The organism is Dactylosporangium sp. CA-152071 (assembly GCF_050936335.1).
Classification (GTDB): Bacteria; Actinomycetota; Actinomycetes; order Mycobacteriales; family Micromonosporaceae; genus Dactylosporangium; species Dactylosporangium maewongense.
The window spans coordinates 4,933,332-4,953,978 of the sequence record NZ_JBNJMZ010000001.1 but is presented as its reverse complement, the minus strand read 5'-3'; the positions used below and the strand labels follow the sequence as shown (position 1 = coordinate 4,953,978).

Below are 20,647 nucleotides of genomic sequence, written 5' to 3'. Positions count from 1 at the left end.
GGCGGCGGGCTACAGCGCGTCGCCGGTCGGGACAGGGTCGGCGGCGAGCCAGACCAGGACCTCCGGCAGCGCCTCGACGGCGCCGAAGTGCGCGGTCTCCAGCTGGACCCGCACTTCGGCGTGCGGGATCCGGCCGGCCAGCCAGCGGCTGTGATTCACGGGCGAGAAATTGTCGTCGGCGCCGTGCCACAGCAGGACCGGTCCGGTGATGTCCTCGAACGCGAATCCCCAGTTGTTCTGAAATGCGAGATCGTCGTCGATCCACCCGTACGGCCCGCGGCGCAGCGCCTCGCGATACGTGTCCAGGAACTGCCGCCGGATCGGCAGGCCGTTGACCACCCGCCGGTCCGCCTCAGTCATCTGCTCCCAGAGCAGGTCCATGAACGACTCGGGGTCGTCGGCCGTGCGGCGGGCCAGCTCGTCCAGGCGCTCGGTGAGCGCCGCCTGGTCCGCGTCGGCGGCGGTGTGCTCGTCGACGTTGGCCTCGGTCATCCCGTCGTACCAGTCGAGGCCCTCGGCGTCGCGCGGGGCCAGGCCGACCAGCACCGCCGTGCGGGTCACCCGCTCGGGCAGCAGGGCCGCGCAGGCGAGGGCGTGCGGGCCACCGCCGGAGCGCCCGACGACGGCGAAGCGGTCCAGGCCGAGCGTGTCGGCGATGGTCTCGACGTCGGCGGCGGCGTCGGCCACGCGCCGCCCGCGGTGCCGGGTGGAGTCGCCGTAGCCGGGGCGGTCGTAGGAGATCAGCCGGACGCCGAGCCGATAGAGCACACTCGATCTGGGGCGCGGCCCGAAGCGGCTGCCGGGCGTCCCGTGCAGCAGCACGACCGGCGTCCCGCCGGGCGCTCCGGACGCCGCCACGAACAGTTTGCGACCGTCCGCAGTGATTACCTCGCGGTTATCCATATCGACGTCGGTCACAGAGTTGCCTTTCGGTGCCGGCCGCAGTTTCACGGTCGGCCAAGCCTATCCGTCGATGGCTGCACCCGGTAGGCGCCGCGCGCGGTGCGGCAATCGTCCACCGGCCCCACGGGGCCGTGGCGGTGCCCGCCGGTGGTGCCGGGATCCGATCGGGGATCCCGGCACCACCGGCGTGTACTACGAACCCTGGCTGAGGACGCCCAGCTCGCCGCTCCAGTCACCCCAGCCGATCTCGCCGGTGTAGTACCAGTACCAGTACTGCAGGGTGCCGCCGGCGCCGTGGTCGAAGATGTAGTGCTGGGCGCCGACGTCGGTGTGGACGCTCGGATCGCTGAAGCCCGACGAGAGCAAGCCACCGCCGAAGGACGTGTACGTGATGGTGCTCGGCGCACCGGAGCGGCCGTTCCAGCGCCACAGGTGGCCGTCGGTGCCCCGGGCGTAGACCCAGATCTCGTTGGTCCACCACCACACCGCGGTCGGTTGTCCGAGCGCGCCGCCGCCCCAGGTCACGTCGCTGATCGGGGTCGAGGGACCGCTGCTGGTGAAGTACCAGCGGTGGATCGGCTTGCCGCCGGTGCCGGTGCCGACACGGGCGAAGACGTTGATCTGGTTGGCGACGACGACGGCGGAGGGGTCCCCGTCGACCGTCTGGGCACCGGCGAACGCGACGGGAGCCGGTGCGGCGGTCATCGTCCGGGGCTGCTCCCACCACAGGAGGTGGTTGGCGGTGTTGCGGACGAAGACCTCGAAGCGGTTGTCGGTGGTCAGGAACGCCGACGGGGTCGCGTCCGCCGCTGGGGCACCGTTCCAGGTCTCGAACGCCGGCGCCTGACCGGGCTTCTGGTACCAGTGCCGGAGGGTGCCGTCGGAGGCCGGCGTGAAGACATGCCGTTCGCCGTTGTAGGCGAACCCGCTCACGCCGCCCGCCGCACCGGCGCCCCAGTCGGTCTTGGTCAGGCCGTTCGTCGGTGACCACCGGTAGTTCCACAGGTGGTTGTCGGTGCCGCGGAAGAACACGTCCAGGTCGGGGCCGACCTGGTAGACCACCGGCTGGCTCGCGGCGCTGCCGCCCCAGTCCTCGATCGTGACGCCGACGGTCACCGAGGCCGTGAACCGCACGATGTGGCCGCTGATGTTGCGCTGGAAGTCGCTGTATCCGTTGGCGATGTTGAGGCTGCGCCCGGCGGTGACGGTGCTGGACGCGGTCGGGCTGCCGGTGACGGTGCCGGTCGTCGCCAGGGTGGCGATCTCGTGCGCCGTCGCGGCGTGGTCGAAGATGTCGACGTCGTCGATGCTGCCGGGGAAGTAGTCCTGGCCGCCGGTGGAGGTGCCGAGCTTCGTCCGGCCGATCTGCAGGGGACCGTGGGCGTTCCAGACGGTGGACCGGGGGGACGAGGTGGCGGCCAGCACGCCGTTGACGTAGAGCCGCATGAGCCCGCTCTCGTCGTAGACGCCGGCGATGTGTGTCCACACCCCCGCCACAGGGTTGACCGCCGCGATGGCGCCCAGGTAGGTCGGGGTGGTGTTGTCGGCCGCCGTGAACAGGAACCGCCACTGGCCGGGGGCGTAGCCGAGGATGAACCCGGGCTGGTTCACACCCTCCTGCGCGACCGCGGTGTAGTAGCCGCCGGTGCTGGCGAGCTTCACCCAGGCCGCGACGCTGAACCCGCGGTCGGTGCGCACGACCGGCTGGGTCGTCGACGCGTACTGGTTCGTGCCGTTGAGCACCAGGCTGCGGTCGTCGGCGCGGACGGTGTGGCCCGTTCCGCGAGCGGCGCCGCCGGACACGGTGGCCGGGTTGTCGCCGTAGTCGTCGGAGACGCCGGTGCCGGTCTCGTCGAAGCGCCAGGCGGCCCGGCGTTCCGGCTTCTCCGACACGGTCCACGTGCGCTGCATGGTCGGCGCCGCGAACCCGGTGGTCGTGGACAGCGCCGTCCACAGCTGCGTCACCCCGGCGACCTGGCCGCCGGCGAACGCCGCCAGGTCGTCGCGACCGTCGGCGTTGAAGTCGGCCGACTGCAGCTGGTTGACCTTCCGCGAGTCGAACGCGGTGTCGACCGGCCATGCGGCGCCGACGGTGGATCCGGTGGCGGTCGAGGTGACGACGGTGAGGTTGCTCGTGTTCGAGGACGTCTCCGTCAGCATGAGGATGTCGGTGCGTCCGCGGCCGTTGGTCGTGTCGCCGTCGAAGTTCCCCGCCGTGAAGCGGCTGCGGTTGTACTGGGCGTTCACCGTCGCGTCGGCGGCGGTCGGCACGCCGTTGGAGCCGATGAGGCCCGACATGTACTTCCAGACCTTCGTGGTGGCACCCGCCTCCTGCACCAGCGCGACATCGGTGTGGCCGTTGGCGTCGAAGTCGCCGGCGAGCATGTCGTAGCGGCCCCACGCCCAGCCGATCGACTCGGTGCGCCACTGGGTCGGCGCGTATTGCCCGGTCGCCGGGTCCCTGTTGAAGCGGAAGGCGGTCCAGCCGCCGGAGCCGTTGTTGCGCAGGACGGCGATGTCGGTGTCGCCGTCGCCGTCGAAGTCGCCGGACTGGGCCTTGATGCCGGCCAGGTTCCACAGCGGATCGCCGGCAGGGCTCGTCCACAGCACGCCGTCGACCACGTCGAACCGGTTGCCTTTGGACTGCAGCAGGTACAGCCGCAGCCGGCCGTCCGGGTCCTGCCGGAACAGCGCATGGTCGCTCAGGCCGTCACCGGTGAAGTCCCCGCTGACGAACCGCATGGTGACGAACGACGAGCCGTCGCGGCCGGTGTCCCACCCGACGGTCTGGGTGGACAGCTGGATGTTGCCGTCCGGGGCCGCGCCGTCGGAGGTGAGCGTCCACGCGCGGAGCCGGTCGCCGCCCGCGTCGATGATCGCGGAGATGTCGCCCTTGCCGTCGCCGTTGACGTCGCCGCGCTTGGCGGCCGGCACCGCACCGGTGTCGTTGGCGACCAGGTAGTACGGCCCGGCGGTGGTCTGGCTGACGTTGCCGGCCCGGTCCTCGGCCTGCACGTAAAGCTCGGACTCGGGGAAGCCGGTCTCCGGGTTCGTCCAGAGCGTGATGGGCACCGTCGCGTTGCCGTCCTCCTGCGCCGGCACCCAGCCGGTCAGCTTGTCCGCGGCGAAGCCGTAGCGGTACCCGGCGATGTCGGTGTCACCGGCGGCGTGGCGGAAGGCGATGCTGCCGGACTCGCCGGTGTTGCGGACCGGGACCCCGTTCGGGAAGTCCTCGGGTCCTGCCGGGTCGGTCACCGGTCGCACGGCCGGGTCGATGACCGGGACATCGGGGCCCTGGTTGTCGACGATGAAGAAGCACCGGTTGCTCCACGCGCTGACGCCGGTGCCGTCGTTGGTCCGGGCCCGGTAGGAGTACAGCGTGTTCGCCGCGAGCGTGCCGGCCGGCACCTGCGGCCAGGCGGCCGACGACCCGTTGGCGACGCCGGACGTCTTGGCGGCGAAGACGACGGTCTCGGTGGCGCCCTGCAGCACGTTGAGCTCGCCGTGCAGCGTGTTGGCGTCGGTGTCGTTGAGCAGCGCGGTGAACGTCGGGGTCAGCATCCCGGCGGGCATCCGGGTGGGCCGCTGCTCGGAGCCGCAGCCCGACGGCGGGACGGTGTCGAGCTCCGACGGCACGTTCGGGGTGCTGTTGTACTCGACCGTCAGCGCCGCGCTGAACGGCATGAACTGCTTCCACTGGTACCGGTCGCCCTCGTCGGCGGCGCGCAGGCCGAAGGTCATCTGCGCGCCGTAGGCGCCGTTGGCGGCGTTCTGCACGACGGAGTTGATCGCCGGGTACTGGTCGCTCGACCAGTACATGTTCATGTCCGGCTGGTTGCCGCCGGCGCAGCCGTTGCCCTGGTTGGCGTGGCCGGACTGGGCGCCGAGGTGCCAGTTCCAGGTGCCGCTGCCGGAGGAGTTGTTCCACGTGACGGCGTTGGAGCTGTACACGTTCGCGGTGGAGTACAGGTAGACGAGCGTGTCATTGCAGCTGCCGGAGTGGTCCAGCGTGATGGAGAACGTCGATCGGGTGATCTGCTTGCCGCTCAGCGTCGGGGTGCCGAAGAGGAAGAACGACCGCCACGGCGTCTTCGTCGAGGCCCAGTACGAGTAGCCGACCTTCGCCCGGTCGCGGTCCTCCGACCAGTAGGACTTGCTGCCGTTGGCCTGGTTGATGTGGGTCCAGTTGCCGTTGGTGACCACGATCGCGGATGGGTCGACGAACACCGGGAAGTTGAGGTCCGACCGGGCGAGCATCGCGCGGTCGGGCACGATCGTGATGTCGTGGCCGGTGACGCGTGAGCCCGCCGTCGCCGTGTGGGCCGGCTGCGCCTGCAGCCGCTGCTCCTCGGTCGCGCCGGCGGGCAGCAGCGGGGTGTCCCACATGGACGGTGCGTCGCCGGCGAAGACCTGGTTGCCCTCGCGGTCCTTCAGGACGAACCCGCCGTCCGCACGACCGGTGAGCTTCAGCTCCTTCGTCTTCACGCCGAACGTGAGGCTGCGCAACGCCGCGCTGTCGGCGGCGGCGCGGTCCTTCACGACGAAAAGCTTGCTGAAGCCGGTCCGCTGCGCGGTGACCCGCAGATCGACGCCGGGCAGCACGTCGGGGTAGACGGCCGAGTCGCCGTCGAGCCGGGGCGCGGGCAGCGCCTTCGGCCAGGTCAGGGTGAACTCGCGGCCGTGGTCCCGCACGCGGACGACGTCGCCGTTGCCACCGCCGGAGAACGTCACGTCGACCGGGCCGGCCTTCGAGTGCACGCCGCCGTCGGGGGCGCGCTGCAGGGTCAGGTCGACCGGCACCCACGTCGTGCCCTGCTTGACCCGCACCGGCACGGTGTACTGCCGCATCGTGTAGGTGCCGGACGGGTTCGCGAAGTACTCGGTCGTCTCGGTGCGCCGCTCGAGGATCTCGACGGGCCGGCTGGTGCGCTTGGCCTCGGTGAACCGTTGCGCGGTCGGCACGTCGGCCGCCGTCGCCCCCGGCTGCTGCTGGGCCTGCCGCCCGGCGACCGGCGGCTGCGACGCCGGCGGCTCCGGCCGGTCGAACTGCGGCCAGTTGATCACTGCCGCGGCGGCCAGAACCGCCGCGATGGACAAGACCGGCCATCGCCGGCCACGGCTGTGCCGCGTCCCCTGTGTCGCCATATGAGTGCCCTCCCCGTGGGTGCCTGTCGCCGCGCCCGCAACGCCGTGTGGGCCGCCCGCTGGGGCGACCCACACGACATCCGCTGTTCATGACGTCGACACCTGTCGGTGCATATGGGCTGGCTGGAGGCCTGGCCGCACTGCTCCGCGGTGCCGTCGTGCCGGAGCCTAGAACGATATGCATAAAAATTTCAATGTCTTGCGGATCTCTACATGCACATGCATGATCGAGCGGCGACCCCTCTCCGTGAGGTATCGCTCTACGGCTCGTAACGGGGAGGATGCCGTGGCCTGGTCTGTGGTTTCTGTTGTGCGGCCCGAAGTTCCGCCGGCTCGTCAGCGCGGTCGCCGACGTCGCTGGGCTGTCTCGACGCTCATCGGGGTGCTCAGCGTCACACTCGCCGGCGGTGCCGTGTCGGTCCTGCCGGCGCACGCCGCGCCGGTCGACCCCTTCGCGGCCCAGCCGAACCAGGTCGAGCGGATCGTCCCGGAGGACAAGAGCCGCAAGAACGTCGTCAAGCCGATCGCCGACGCCGAGCAGGACATCGCCCTCAAGGCGAGCCCGCCGGTGGTGTGGCCGAAGGCCGAGACCTCGACGGTCGACCTGGCCGCGCGGCGGCTCGCGGCGGAGCCGGCACGGACCAACGCCGATGTCGTGAGCGCGGCCAAGGCGGGGCCGACTCGGGCCGGCGGCAGCCCGGTCTTCGTCGGCGACGCCCGCGGCGACGTGCGGGAGGACCTGCGCAAGGTGCCGCTGGCGGGTCCGCAGGCAGTGCAGGTGGAGGTGTACGACCGGGCCCGCACCGCGAGGTCCGGTGTGGACGGCCTGCTGCTGCGGGTGTCGCGGCCGGACCGGACGATGAGCACCGACAAGATCGCGGTCGAGGTCGACTACAGCGGCTTCCGTGCCGCGTACGGCGGCGCCTGGAGCTCCCGGCTGCAACTGGTTGAGCTGCCCGAGTGCGCGGCGAGCACTCCTGAGTTGAGCGCCTGCCGGACCGGCCGGAAGCTGGCCGCCACCAACGACGGCCAGGCGGCGCGCATCGGCGGTGACGTGACCCTCGCCGGCGGCGCGACCAAGCTGCTCGCCGTCCAGGCGGGCGTCCAGGGCAGCGCCGGCAACTTCGGCGCCACGTCGCTGACGACCTCGTCGTCGTGGGGTGCGGGCGGCGCCACCGGCGAGTTCACCTGGTCCTACCCGCTGCGGGTGCCGCCGGCCAACGGCGGGCCGAGCCCGAGCATCAGCCTGTCGTACGCCTCCAGCGGCGTCGACGGCCGCACGAACGCCGCGAACAACCAGCCGTCCTGGATCGGCATGGGCTTCGAGTTCGCGCCGGGTCAGATCGAGCGGCGGTACAAGCCTTGCGCCGCCGACATGGAGGGCGCGGCCAACAACAAGACCCGCCCGACCGGCGACATGTGCTGGTTCTCCGACAACGCGACCATCTCGCTCAACGGCCACTCCTCGGAGCTCGTCCGGGTCGGCACCACCAACACGTGGAAGCTGAAGAACGACGACGGTTCGATCGCCGAGCAGCTGCTCGACAGCGGGCGGAACAACGGCGACGACAACGGCGAGTACTGGAGATTCACGTCGCCGGACGGCACCCAGTACTACCTCGGCTACAACCGCCTGCCCGGCTGGAACGGCAACGAGGAGACCAGGTCGACGTTCACGCTGCCGGTGTACGGCAACCACCCCGGCGAGCCGTGCTACAACGCGTCGTTCCAGGCGTCCGCCTGCCGCCAGGCGTACAAGTGGAACGTCGACTATGTCGTGGACGTTCACGGCAACACCCTGTCGTACTTCTACGACCCGGAGACCAACAACTACGCCCGGTACGGCGACGCGGACCACCCGGACTGGTACACCCGAGGCGGCAACCTCAAGCGCGTCGACTACGGCCAGCGCAGCAACGCCGTCTACACCACCCCGGCGCTGGCCCGGGTGCACTTCGAGACCGGCGACCGGTGCCTGCCGAACACGAACTGCAACGACGCGTGGAACTGGCCGGACACGCCGATGGACCTCAACTGCTCCGCGGCGCCGTGCACCCAGACGTTCTCCCCGGCCTTCTTCACCAAGCGCCGGCTCAAGCAGGTCGACACCGAGGTCCTGAACAACAACGGCGTCGGCTACCGGCCGGTCGACCGCTGGACGCTGCGCCATTCCTACGTCAGCGGCGACGCCGCGACCGGCTACGCGTTGTGGCTCGACGGGATCACCCAGACCGGCCGCGGCGCCACACCCGAGATCGTCATGCCCGAGGTAACCTTCGACGGCACCTTCCTGCCGAACCGGGTCGACGACCTCGCCAACAACATCGCGCCGCTGAACTGGCGCCGCATCATCGGCATCACCAACGAGAACGGCGGCACCCTCGCGGTCCGCTACGCGCCGACGAACTGCTCCCGCACCAACCTCCCGGCGTCACCGGCCACCAACACCCAGCGCTGCATGCCGGTGAAGGGTAGCGACGACGCGTTCCCCAACCGGATCGACTACTTCCACAAGTACATCGTTGACAGGGTCACGCAGTCGGTCTCCGGCTACACGGTGCCCGCGGTGACCCAGGTCGTCACCGACTACGACTACGTCGGCGACGCCGCCTGGCGCTTCGACGAGCTCGACGGCATCACCCCCGAGGAGGACAAGACCTGGTCGCAGTGGCGCGGCTACGGCACCGTCGTCACCTACACCGGCGACGGCGTCGACGGCGCCCGCGGCAAGACCGAGTCCCGGTTCTACCGCGGCATGCACGGCGACCGCACCGCCACGGCCGGCGTCTTCAAGACGGTCAACGTGACCGACTCCAGAGGCGGGTCGGTCCCCGACGAGGACCGCTTCACCGGGATGACCCGGGAGACGACCCAGTTCCTCGACGCCACGACCAGGCTCAGCACCTCCATCGCCGACTTCTGGGTCTCCGCGGCGACCGCGTCGCAGACCCGGCCGTGGGGCGTCATCAACGCCACCAAGGTCGCCACCACGGCCACCAGTTCGTTCACCTATCTCAGCCCGACGAACGTCCGCGAGACGCGGGTCGTCAACACCCTCGCTGCAGACGGCACGATCACCGCCGTGCACAACATGGGCGTCGTCGGCGACGTCAACGACGACGAGTGCACGAAGTACACGTTCGCGTCGAGCAGCGTCGCGTACCTGCCGAACCGGCCGGTCCGCGCCCAGAAGCTCAGCGCCGCATGCTCGGTGGCCGACCCGCCGAAGGCCGACGTGCTGTCCGACAGCCGTACCTACTACGACGGCTCGGACACGCTCGGCTACGTCGGCGCCCGCGGTCTCGTGACCCGTGTCGACGAGTTCAACGGCTTCACCGGTGCCAACGCGAGCAGCGCGACCTACCAGACGAAGTCGAAGGCGGTCTACGACGCCGAGGGCAACCTCACCGACGGGTACGACGTCAAGGGCAACCGGACGCAGACGACCTACGCCCGCAACGGCAACGGGCCGATCACCCGCATCACGACGAAGGACCCGATCGGCCACGTCACCTACCTCGACTCGGACCCCGCGTGGGGCGCCCCGGTCGTCAACGGCGACTCAAGCAACGCCACCGCGCAGGGTGACGTCAAGACCGAGGTCGAACTCGACGCACTCGGCCGAGTGCTCAAGGTCTGGGGGCCGACCCGCATCCGTGGCGTGGACACCCCGAACACCACCTACCAGTACCTCATCCAGCGGAACGCCCCGCCGGTCGTCGTGACCACGACGCTGCAGTCACCCTCACAGGTCACCGGCTCCCCGGCCGGGACCCTGGCCCCGCAGTACACCTCGAAGTACGAGATCTACGACGGCCTGTTGCGGCTGCGGCAGACCCAGATCGCCAGCCCCAACGGCGGGCGCTCGGTCAACACGATCGACTACGACAGCCAGAACCGCATCGTGAAGCGCTCCGGGCCGATCAACAACGACGCGCCCTCCGGCTTCAGCTACCTGCCGCTGGCAGACGCGTCGTTGCCGAACCAGATCCAGACCACCTACGACGGCGCCAGCCGCGTCACCGCCGAGATCCTGTTCGGGCACAACTCGTCTGGCCTGTTCGAGAAGTGGCGCACGACGACCACGTACAACGGCGACCAGATCAGCACGACGCCGCCGGCCGGCGCGGGCGCCGCGACGGTCACCTACGACCCGCAGGGCCGGGTGTCGAAGCTCTGGCAGTACAAGACCGGCGTGCCGACCCCGTCGGACCCGACCAGCTACGACGAGACCAAGTACAGCTACGCCAAGGACGGCCAGCAGAGCGTCGTCCAAGACTCCGCCGGCAACACGTGGGAGTACTTCTACGACGACCTGCACCGCACGAAGGAGACCCGGGAGCCGGACCGCGGCACGTCGAAGATCGAGTACAACCAGTACGGCGAGGTCGTCAAGACCATCGACGCACGAAACTACGCCCTCGGCATCACCTATGACACGGTCGGCCGCCCGCTCGAGCTCAAGGACGTGACGAGCACGCCGGAGAAGCGCCTCGCCACCTGGACGTACGACACCCTCAAGAAGGGCCTGCTGACGTCGTCGTCGCGGTGGGTCGGCGCCGACGAGTACCGGGACTCCGTCGTCGAGTACGACCACGCGATGCTGCCCGTCAAGACGTCGGTCGGCATCCCCATGATCGAGGGCGGTCTCGCCGGCACCTACACGTACGAGCACACCTTCAACTTCGACAGCTCGCCGAAGACGACGAAGCTCCCGGCGGCCGGCAGCCTCGCCGCGGAGACGCTGACCTACGGGTACAACACCTGGGGTCTGCCGATCTCCCTGGTCGGCGCCTCCTCCTACGTCCAGACGGGCGCCTACAACTCCTTCGCCGAGCCGATCAGCGTGACCGTCGGCGCCACCGGCGCCGGCAACCGCTCGATGCTGCTGCAGTTCACCTACGAGGAAGCGACCCGCCGGCTGCTCACGTCGTCGGCGCGGCCGAACGGCGGGGCGTCGGCCTACAACGCGAAGTACACCTACGACGCGGTCGGCAACGTCACGTCGGTCTCGGACCAGCCGGCCCTCACCGGGCAGCCGCAGGACCACCAGTGCTTCCAGTACGACTACCTGCGGCGAATGACCGAGGCCTGGACGCCCACCACGCTGGACTGCGGCACCGCGAACCGCACCACCGCGAACCTCGGCGGTCCGGCGCCGTACTGGAGCAGCTACACCTTCGACAAGACCGGCAACCGTACGACCGAGCAGAAGCACGAGCTGCCCGGCGAGCCGACGAAGAACTACGTCTACGGCACCGGGCACAAGCTCGCCAGCACCACGGTCGGCGGCAGCACGCTCACCTCGTACCAGTACGACGCGTCCGGCAACACCACCCAGCGGGTCGTCGGCGGCAGCACGCAGATCCTCGAATGGAACTCCGAGGGCAAGCTCGCCAAGGTCACCGAGGGCACGAAGATCACCCAGTACCTCAACGACGCCGCGGGCGGCCGCCTCATCCGCCGCGACGACACGGGCACCACGCTCTACCTGCCCGGCCAGGAGATCCACGCAAGCACCAGCGGCGTCACCACCGCGACCCGCTACTACAGCCACGGCGGCTTGACCGTCGCGGTGCGCACCAACGACAACAAGCTCACCTACCTGGCATCGGACCCGCACGGCACCGCCACCCTGGCGATGGACGCGTCGACCGGCACCTTCCAGAAACGGCGCGCCACCCCGTTCGGCGAGGACCGCGGCGCGGCCGTCGTCGGCTGGCCCGGCGACAAGGGCTTCATCGGCGGCACGAAGGACCAGTCGACGGGCCTGACGCACCTCGGCGCCCGCGAGTACGACCCGACCCTGGGCCGCTTCATCTCGGTCGACCCGCTCACGATCCCCGAGGACCCGCAGCGGCTCAACGGCTACGCGTACGGCAACAACGCCCCGATCGTGAACGCCGACCCGACCGGCGAGGCGTTCCCGGCCGATCCGGACGCCAGCCCTGGCCCGCCCCCGGCCACGAAGCCCGGCCTCACACCGGAGGAGGAAGCGGCCCGCGCCGAGGCCGAGGCCGTCAAGAAGAAGTCGATCATGGACATCATCCTCGAACAGGGGCTGGCGTTCCTCCTCGACTTCCTCGGCATCACCGACATCGTCGACTGCATCAGGTCCGGCAAGGTCAGCTCCTGCGTGAATGCCCTGATCGGCCTGTTCCCGTCCGGCCGCGTCCTGAAGTCACTCAAGTCGATCATCAAGGGCGTCGACCGAGCCTTCTCCGCCTACAAGGCCTGGCAGAAGGCGATAAAAATCGCCGACGACGTCATCAAACGCACCGACGACCTGATCGCCGCGGCGAGGAAAAAGGCAGACGAACTCGCCGCCAGCATCGGCGCCGGCGCCAAGAAGGCCGACAACGCCGCCGGCGGCATGACCGACGATGCCGCCAACGCCGCAGGCGGCGGTGCTGGCAAGGGCGGCAATCCCAGCAAGTGTGGTGGCAAGGGCGCGGGCCACAGCTTCGATCCGGAGACGCCCGTCCAGATGGCAGACGGCTCCGTCAAACCCATCAAAGACGTCAACGCCGGCGACGAGGTCGTAGCCACGGACCCGGAAACGGGTCGGACGACGACACGTGTGGTCGAGCGTCAACACGTCAACTTGGATAGTGATCTCGTCGATGTCACGCTCGCCGGCGACGACGGTGTCGAGACCCTGCACACGACTGAGCGTCATCCATTCTGGTCCGTGACCCGCCAGGCATGGGTCGACGCGGCGGCCCTTCAGTCGGGCGAGCAGGTCCATACACTCGACGGCGCAACGGTGGTCGTTCTCGAGGTCCAACTCCTCGATGCGTCACGGGTCATGCATGACCTCACCGTTGCCGAGATCCACACGTACTATGTGATGGCCGGTAGTGAGCCGGTCCTCGTCCACAACTGCGGCGACAGCGAGCACTCATCTACCTGCGAGTGTGACTCCGGTGGGCAGGTGCGCTGGAAAACCGGAAAGTTCGGCAAGAGTAACGGCGGCGGACAAGTAGGTGCCGGCGATGAGGAAAATGCGTGGGACCAGCTGGAGTTCGATGGTGTCGAGGAGGTAATCCGCAAAGAGGTCGAGGTCTGGATGCCGCCCTTCAAGAAGTCGCGAAAATATGACGGCCTTGTCAAAGTCAACGGGAAGTGGTACGGGATCGAGACCAAGGGCCGTGGTGCAACACGAAATCCGAATCAAAGGGCATTCGACGCGCAGTTGAACAAGGACGGGTGGACAGTAACCACAAAAGCCGGTCAGGTGCTGCACGGAGTGTTCGATGTCTGGATCATCAAATAACGTTCGATCTGGCCGTTGCGAGAGTTGGTGGGAGAGATGAGCTTCGACCTGGCCGTCTGGTATCAAGTGGGTCCGCTGACGGGTGACGAGGCATTTGCCATTTACGAGCGCCTGGCGGATGGGATCGTGGGGGTCGTTGAGCCCAGTCCGGCGATCGCGGCATTTCTGGAGGATCTCCTGGAGGTCTTTCCTGACGATGACGACGATTCGGCGCCCTGGGCCGCGGGGATCTACTCCACCGATGCGTGCGTCCTGCTTGCGATTTCCTGGTCCAGGGCGGAGGAGGTGGCGAGGGTTGTTGAACGCCTGGCCGCCAAGAATGCTCTGACTGTCTATGATCCTCAATCTCACCTCGTGAAAGGCCAGGCGGGATGAGTGGATGCGACACACCCGCGCGGTGCTGCGAGTCTGCCGATGTGGCAGGCCGCGCGGGTGCGTTTGTCCCCCGCCGCGGCAGTCTCGTTGTTCCCTGATCGTCGCGGTTGCGGTGGCTGGCCCGGGCGTAGCGGTTGGCGGGCTGACCGTCCGCCGGGTTCCCGAATCCGGCGGCGCCCGACGCTGGTAGCTCCGATGTGGACGGTTCGGCAGTTCTGGCCCACCGCGGTGAGCGGGACCGTCGACGCGGCGAGCCGAGGGCGCGCATGGCACGCTCCCACCTGTGACCCCTCAAGAACTGCGGAGCGGGATCACCCGGCGGGCGAAGCGGTCCAGGGCGGGCATGTAGCGGCGGTAGGGGCCGACGTCGTCGCGGTGGCGGCCGGCCCCGTGAGTGAGCGGGGCCGGCCGGTGAGCTGTCAGTACACCTCGAACTCGTAGATGCGGGTCGCGCCGCCGGTGCCCTGCTCGGCGGTCAGGATGTTCAGCTTGACGTAGCGGGCGGTCGCGGTGAACGTGTGCGACGAGACGCTCGCCGTGTTGCCGCGGACCTGCGAGACCGTGGTCCACGTGGTCCCGTCCGAGGACACCTGCACGTCGAAGTCGCGGGTGTTCCACGACGTGGACTCGCCGCCGGCGCCGGCGTGGCGGACCGTCACCGACTTGAGGGCGGTGGCGGCGCCGAGGTCGACCTGGAGGTACTTGGTCGACGCGGTCGAGCAGAACTTGTCGCTGGTGCCGCCCGAGACGCTGCCGTTGACGGCCTTGGCGGGGCCCTCGTTGGTGTTGCAGGCGGCGGAGCCGGTGGCGGGCCGGTTCAGCGCCAGGTTCGTGGCAGGCGGCGTGACCGTGGTGTCGAACGACGGCGGGGCATCAGCAACAGCGCTGCCCCACGACGGGTTGGCGGTGGTGCCGACCGTGAACGCCAGTGTCCCGCCGTTGGCGACGAAGGACTCCGGCAGCCACGCCCGGGTGGAGGCGGTGCCGTTGACGGTGAGGCTCTGCACGTACGTGGCGGCGCCGGGCGCGGTGATGGTGATCGTCTTGCCGTTGCCGCGCTTGACGGTGACGCCCGGGAAGAGCGGCGCGGACAGGAGCAGCTCGGCGCGGCCCGGGGTCAGCGGGTGCAGGCCCATGGCGGACCACACGTACCAGGCGGACATCGCGCCGAGGTCGTCCTGGCCGGGGATGCCGGACGGGGTCGGCGCCCACAGGGCGTTGAGCACCTGGCGGATCGTCTGCTGCGCCTTGTCGGCGCGGCCGGCGAAGTTGTAGAGCCACGGCACCCCGATCGACGGCTCGTTGTCCATCTCGGACTTGGTGCCGCCGGCGCCGGTCAGGGCCCAGCTGCCGTCGCTGTTGTGGAAGAAGGAGTCCAGCCGGCTGACGGCGGTGGCGTTGCCGCCCATCTTGTCGAAGAGGCCGCGGACGTTGTGCGGGATCATCCAGGTGTACTGCGCGGCGCTGCCCTCGGCGAAGCCGTTGGAGCTGCCGGGACTGAAGGACGGCCAGGTGCCGTTCTCGTTACGGTCCTGGATGTAGCCGCCGTTGCCGGGGTTGTAGACGTTCTTCCAGTACTGCGACCGGGCCAGGAACTGCGAGGCGGTGGTGGTGCTGCCGAGCCGCTGGGCGAGCTGCGACACGCCGAAGTCGGCGACCGAGTCCTCGAGGGTCTCGCCGGCGCCGCCCCAGGCGTTGCCGTTGGCGGGGATGTAGTTGATGGACAGCCACTTGTCCAGCGAGGGGCGCTCGCCGACGACCATGACGTTCCAGCCGTCCCGGCTGAGGTCCGCCGCGGTGACGGTGGTCGCGGCGTGCACCATCGAGTTGAGCGCGCCGGTCGCGTCGAAGCCGGTGCCGCCGAACGCGTAGATGCTCGGCACGGCCGCGTGCGCCGGGTCGCCGGTCATCACGTGGGTGCCGCCCTGGTTGTGCGTCCACCGGTCCCAGACGCCGCCGTTCTGGGTGGCCTGGTTGAGCAGCGACTGGGCGATGTCGGCGCCGACGTCGGGGCGCAGCAGCGTGATCAGCTGCACCTGCCCGCGGTAGACGTCCCAGCCGGAGAAGTTCGCGTACTGCGCGTGGCCGCTCGCCGCCGAGTGCACCTGCTGGTCCATGCCGACGTACTGGCCGTTGGTGTCGCTGAAGACGTTCGGGTGCAGCAGCGCGTGGTAGAGCGCGGTGTAGAACGTCTGCAGCTGGGCGGTGGTGCCACCGGTGACGTCGATGCGGCCGAGCTCGGTGTTCCACGCGTCGGTGGCCCGCTGGCGCACCGTGTCGAAGGTGGTGCCGGCCGGGTTCTCGGCGGCGAGGTTCGCCTGCGCGTTGGCCTGGCTCACGTACGAGATGCCGACCCGCACGCCGACGGCAGTGCCCTGGCTGAGGTCGAACGTGACGTAGCCACCGGAGCCCCGGCCGGCGACCGGCCAGCCGTCGGTGCCGTAGGTCGTGCCGCCGGAGGCGCTGGTCGTGCCGGCCCGCAGCGTGCCGTCCTGCCACGTGCCGACGCTCGCGAACGGCTTGTCGAAGACCGCCGTGAAGTGCAGCGTGTAGTAGCTGCGCCGGCCGACGGCGTTGATGTAGCCGCAGAAGTTGCCGCTGGTCACCGAGCCGCTGATGGTCCGGTTGGCGGCGTCGATGTTCACCGTCGCGGCGCTGCTGCCGACCTCGGAGTTCGACGTGCGGATGAGCATCGAGGCGGTGCTGCCGGTGGGGTACGTGAAGCGCCCCGACCCGGTGCGGGTGGTCGCGGTCAGCTCGGTGTTGACGCCGGAGCTGAGCCCCACCCGGTAGTAGCCGGCGGTGGCGGTCTCGTCGGCGTGGGAGAAGTTGCTCGCGTACTTGGCGTCGGTCGTGTCCGCCGTCGGCGACGAGTTCACGGCGCCGACGTAGGGCATGAAGGGGATGTCACCGGACCCGCCCGCGCAGCCGGTGCCGGACATGTGGGTCAGGCTGAACCCGCGGATCCGGGTGGCGTTGTACCCGTAGCCGCCGGGCCGCACGGTCCGGGTCTGGTTGCCGGCGGTGTTCTCCGGGCTCCACTGCACCATCCCGTAGGGCGTGTCGGCGCCCGGGAACGTCTCGCCGCCGTTGGTGCCGACGAGCGTGTTGACGTAGCTCGCCGGGTTCGTGACCGCGAGTGCCGGCGGGGCCGCCACCAGGGGAGCCGCCGCGGCCCCCACCAGCGTCGCGACCGCGGCGAGCACCCGCCCGCCTCTGTTCAACCTCATAGTGCCTCCATCCATCCAAGGATGTGAAACCTATGAGCATCAGTAGGTGCTGGTCAACGGCGCTGTCATCGTTGGCACATTCTTTTCACGAGGGCGCCGTCTTTACCCCGACAGCGGGGGTGGCGAAAGATCAGACGTCACGAATTCGCAAGGCCCACCCGTGCCGGCCGCCGTCCGGACCACGCCGACGTTCCCGGAGATGCCGGCGCGGGCGACGGACCTGATCGCGTCGGGCTCGCTGAACAGCAGCCGCGGCGGCGCCCGCGACGTGATGGAGCCGGGCGACCCGATCACGCTGGACGGCGGCGGGTTCGCGCCCAACTCGTCGGTGCGGTTCGCCGCCTACACCTCGGGCGGCGCCGCCGACGACGTGCGGGTGGACCTGCTCGGCACCCCCACCGCCACGACGGACGGGACGGCGGTCGTGGCGACCGCGGTGCCGGCGACGGCGACCGCGGGGATGCGGCTGGCGTTCCTGGCCCGCGGGGTCGCTCCCGACGGGACGGTGCGGAGCCTCCTGCTGTGGGCGGACCTGCCGGGCTCGGCGCCGGACATCGGGCCGCTGCCGGGTCCGGAGCCCGAACCGGTGACCGCCCCCGTGACCGGCGGCCCCGGCACCGGCCCGGCGGCCGCGCCCCCGGTGCGCCGGGCCCGGACCGGCGGGCTCGCCACCACGGGACCACCGGTCGGCTCGCTCCTGGTCACCGGCCTCCTGCTGCTCTTCGCCGGCGTGGCGCTACGGCGCGTCGCGAGATACGACAAAGATCTCGCGTTTCAGCGATCTGTAGTTGGCCAACTACGTAGGGTGAAGGGCAATCGAGCGAGACCAACGGGGGTTTCTACGAGATGTCTCAGACACGACAGCGCCCGAAAGGCGGCCGGCTCCGGATTCCGGTCGTGGTCGGAGCGGCGGGGTTCCTCGTCGCGCTGACCGGCGGGATCGTACAGACGGCGGGCGCGCACGAAGCGACGGGCGACGGCATGGCAAGGGTCGCGGAGACCATGCCGCCGTGGACCGACCCGAGCATCGCGCAGCCGCCGGACCCATCCATGACCACCGACCCGAACGGGGGCCCGTTCACGGTCCCGGATCCGTGTGCCACGAGCCCGGGCGCCGGCACGTTCGGCACCCCGACGCCCGGCGGCACCGTCGACCCGGGCCTGCCACCGGTCTACCCGGGGACGACGCCCGGCGGCCTGGGCGCGACGCCCGACCCGAACCTGCCCGGCGGACCCACCACGGCGCCGTCCGACACCGGCGCGCCGATCATCATCCCGCCCGGGATGGACGGGTCGACGCCGATCGCGACGCCGGGCGACACCACGGTGCCGCTGCCCGGCGACACCGGGATGCCGACGCCCGGCGACGGCACGGTGCCGACCGGTGGTGCCGCCGGCACGGTGCCGCTGCCCGCCGACACCACGTCGGTGCAGCCCGGCACCAACCCGTGGCCGCTGCCCGGCGACACCTCGACGGGGCTGCCGGGGATCAACTCGACGCCGCTGCCCGGTGACACCAGCGCGACGCCGTCGCCGGGGGACACCACCGGCGCGACCCCGGTGCCCGGCTCGACGCCGTCGTGCGCCAGCGTCCCGGTGCCCGTCCCGACGGACACCGCGGTGCCCGTGCCGACCGACACCGTGGTGCCTGTCCCGACCGACACCGTGGTGCCCGTGCCGACCGACACCGTGGTGCCTGTCCCGACCGACACCGTGGTGCCTGTGCCGACCGATGTGGTGCCCGTCCCGACGGACACCGTCGTGCCGATCCCGACCGTGGGCTGACCGGTCGTCGACCACCCGCGGGGCCCGCACCGGTGCGGGCCCCGCGTCGTGTCCCGCACGCACGAGATCGTCACCGGGCGATGCCAGCGGCTAAGGTCCAATCGTGACCGGACGACTGCTGGCGATCAGTGATCTGCATGTGTCGTATCAGGAGAACAGGGAGATCGTCGAGCAGCTGAAGCCGACGGACGACGGCGACTGGCTGATCGTGGCTGGCGACGTGGGGGAGAAGGTCGCCGATGTCCGGTGGGTGCTCCGGACGCTGCGGGAGCGCTTCGCCAACGTGATCTGGGTGCCGGGCAACCACGAGCTGTGGACGACCCGCGACGACCCGGACCAGTCGCGCGGCGAGGAGCGCTACCAGCGGCTGGTGGCGATGGCCCGCAACCTCGGGGTCGTCACGCCCGAGGACCCGTATCCGGTGTGGGACGGCGAGGGCGGGCCGGTGATCGTGGCGCCGCTGTTCGTGCTCTACGACTACTCGTGGTGGCCCGCGGGCACGTCGAGCACCGAGGAGGCCATGGCGACCGCGCAGGCCGCGGGCATCGTCGGCACCGACGAGGTGCTGCTGCACTTCGACCCGTACAGCGGCCGCGACGCCTGGTGCCGCGCCAGGGTCGAGCAGACCGAGCCGCGCCTGGAGGCCGCCGCCGCCGAGCTGCCGACCGTGCTGGTCAACCACTTCCCGCTCGTGCGGCACCCCACGGACGTGCTGCGCTACCCGGAGTTCGCGCTGTGGTGCGGCACCGACCTCACCGCGGAGTGGCCGACCCGGTTCAGGGCGCGGGAGGTCGTGTACGGCCATCTCCACATCCCCCGCACCACCTGGCAGGACGGGGTGCGGCACCAGGAGGTCTCGGTCGGCTACCCGAGGGAGTGGAACCGCCGGGCGACGCCGCCGGGGCGCCTCGTCCCCGTCCTGGAGCGCTGACCTTCACGGAACGCTGCCCCTCAGGGCACGACGATCAGCTTCCCGCGGGCGTGGCCGGCGGCGACCTCGGCGAGGGCGTCGGCCGCGGCTGCCAGGGGGTAGGTCGCGCCGACGGGTGGCACGAGCGCGCCCGCCTCGACGAGCCCGGCGAGCGTGACCAGGTCGTCGCGGCTGTCCCGGGCGATGAACGTCGCCATGCGCTGCCGGACGACGAGGCCGGTGAGCCGGGCGGCGACGATCCGGTCCAGGCCGGCGAGCCGCCCGCGGCCGCTGTTGGGGATCAGCACGCCCGCCGGTGCGAGGACCCGCCGGACCCGCGACAGCGGCCGGGCCGCGACGTTGTCGAGGATGACGTCGTAGCGGTCGTCGCCGGCCGTGAAGTCCTCGCGCGTGTGGTCGATGACGCGGCCGGCCCCCAGCGACCGGACGCGGTCCACGCTCGCGGTGCCGCAGACCCCGGTGACCTCGGCGCCGAAGTGCCTGGCGAGCTGGACGGCGAACCCGCCGATCCCACCGCCCGCGCCGACGACCAGGACCCGCTGCCCGGGCCGCACCCGGGCGACGTCGCGGAGCGCCTGCAGTGCCGTCGTGCCCGCGAGGGGTACCGCGGCCGCCGCCTCGAACGACATCGCCGCCGGCTTCGCGGCCACGTCGTCCTCGGCGGCGACGGCCAGCTCGGCGAAGGCGCCCACGCACCGGCCGAAGACGGCGTCGCCGGGGCGGAAGCGGGTCACCTCCGCCCCGGCCGCCTCGACCACCCCCGCGACGTCACCGCCGGGGATGGTGCGCCGCGGCCGGCGCAGCCCGGCGCCGAGCCGCACCAGCCACGGCCTGCCAGTGCTGAGGAACACGTCGGCCGGGTTGACCGACGCGGCCGCGACCCGCACGAGCACCTGCCGCGGGCCCGGCTCCGGCGGGTCGGCCTCCCGCAGCCGCAGGACGTCCCGCGGGGGCCCGTACGCGTCCTGGACCAACGCCTTCACGACGCCACCTCTCATCCTT

General features: G+C 70.5%; 9 protein-coding genes. 5 read left to right on the top strand and 4 right to left on the bottom strand.

What is annotated here, in order from left to right; genetic code table 11:
* Positions 1-9: 9 nt before the first annotated feature.
* Entirely contained in the window at positions 10-858 is an 849-nt protein-coding gene (locus tag ACQEVZ_RS22110; protein ID WP_433369434.1) for an alpha/beta fold hydrolase, read from the bottom strand.
* 237 nt (positions 859-1,095) lie between these two features.
* Positions 1,096-6,000: a LamG-like jellyroll fold domain-containing protein gene (locus tag ACQEVZ_RS22105; RefSeq protein WP_433369431.1), complete on the bottom strand. Its 4,905-nt coding sequence runs from the start codon at positions 5,998-6,000 to the stop codon at positions 1,096-1,098.
* A gap of 430 nt (positions 6,001-6,430) precedes the next feature.
* On the opposite strand from ACQEVZ_RS22105, the gene ACQEVZ_RS22100 reads away from it, so the two are divergent.
* Complete coding sequence (locus ACQEVZ_RS22100) at positions 6,431-13,324, top strand: polymorphic toxin-type HINT domain-containing protein (RefSeq protein ID WP_433369428.1); 6,894 nt, start codon at positions 6,431-6,433, stop codon at positions 13,322-13,324.
* Between the two features lie 36 nt (positions 13,325-13,360).
* Positions 13,361-13,699 carry a hypothetical protein gene (locus ACQEVZ_RS22095; protein WP_433369425.1) on the top strand — a complete coding sequence of 113 codons (339 nt, stop codon included), beginning with the start codon at positions 13,361-13,363 and terminating at the stop codon, positions 13,697-13,699.
* 419 nt (positions 13,700-14,118) lie between these two features.
* On the opposite strand, the gene ACQEVZ_RS22090 is transcribed toward ACQEVZ_RS22095, so the two are convergent.
* Positions 14,119-16,929 carry a GH92 family glycosyl hydrolase gene (locus ACQEVZ_RS22090; RefSeq protein ID WP_433369422.1) on the bottom strand — a complete coding sequence of 937 codons (2,811 nt, stop codon included), beginning with the start codon at positions 16,927-16,929 and terminating at the stop codon, positions 14,119-14,121.
* A gap of 160 nt (positions 16,930-17,089) precedes the next feature.
* Here ACQEVZ_RS22090 and ACQEVZ_RS22085 point away from each other — a divergent pair, with 160 nt between their 5' ends.
* The 3 genes from ACQEVZ_RS22085 to ACQEVZ_RS22075 all read left to right on the top strand — a co-directional run bounded on the left by ACQEVZ_RS22085 (position 17,090) and on the right by ACQEVZ_RS22075 (position 19,645).
* Positions 17,090-17,860, top strand: a complete 771-nt coding sequence (locus tag ACQEVZ_RS22085) for a hypothetical protein (RefSeq protein WP_433369419.1) — start codon at positions 17,090-17,092, stop codon at positions 17,858-17,860.
* Entirely contained in the window at positions 17,827-18,714 is an 888-nt protein-coding gene (locus ACQEVZ_RS22080) for a hypothetical protein (protein WP_433369416.1), read from the top strand. The genes ACQEVZ_RS22085 and ACQEVZ_RS22080 overlap by 34 nt, the downstream gene beginning before the upstream one ends.
* A gap of 103 nt (positions 18,715-18,817) precedes the next feature.
* Positions 18,818-19,645 carry a metallophosphoesterase family protein gene (locus ACQEVZ_RS22075; protein WP_433369413.1) on the top strand — a complete coding sequence of 276 codons (828 nt, stop codon included), beginning with the start codon at positions 18,818-18,820 and terminating at the stop codon, positions 19,643-19,645.
* A 20-nt stretch (positions 19,646-19,665) separates the two neighbouring features.
* Here ACQEVZ_RS22075 and ACQEVZ_RS22070 read toward each other — a convergent pair whose 3' ends face one another.
* Positions 19,666-20,628: an NAD(P)-dependent alcohol dehydrogenase gene (locus ACQEVZ_RS22070; RefSeq protein WP_433369410.1), complete on the bottom strand. Its 963-nt coding sequence runs from the start codon at positions 20,626-20,628 to the stop codon at positions 19,666-19,668.
* Positions 20,629-20,647 lie beyond the last annotated feature (19 nt).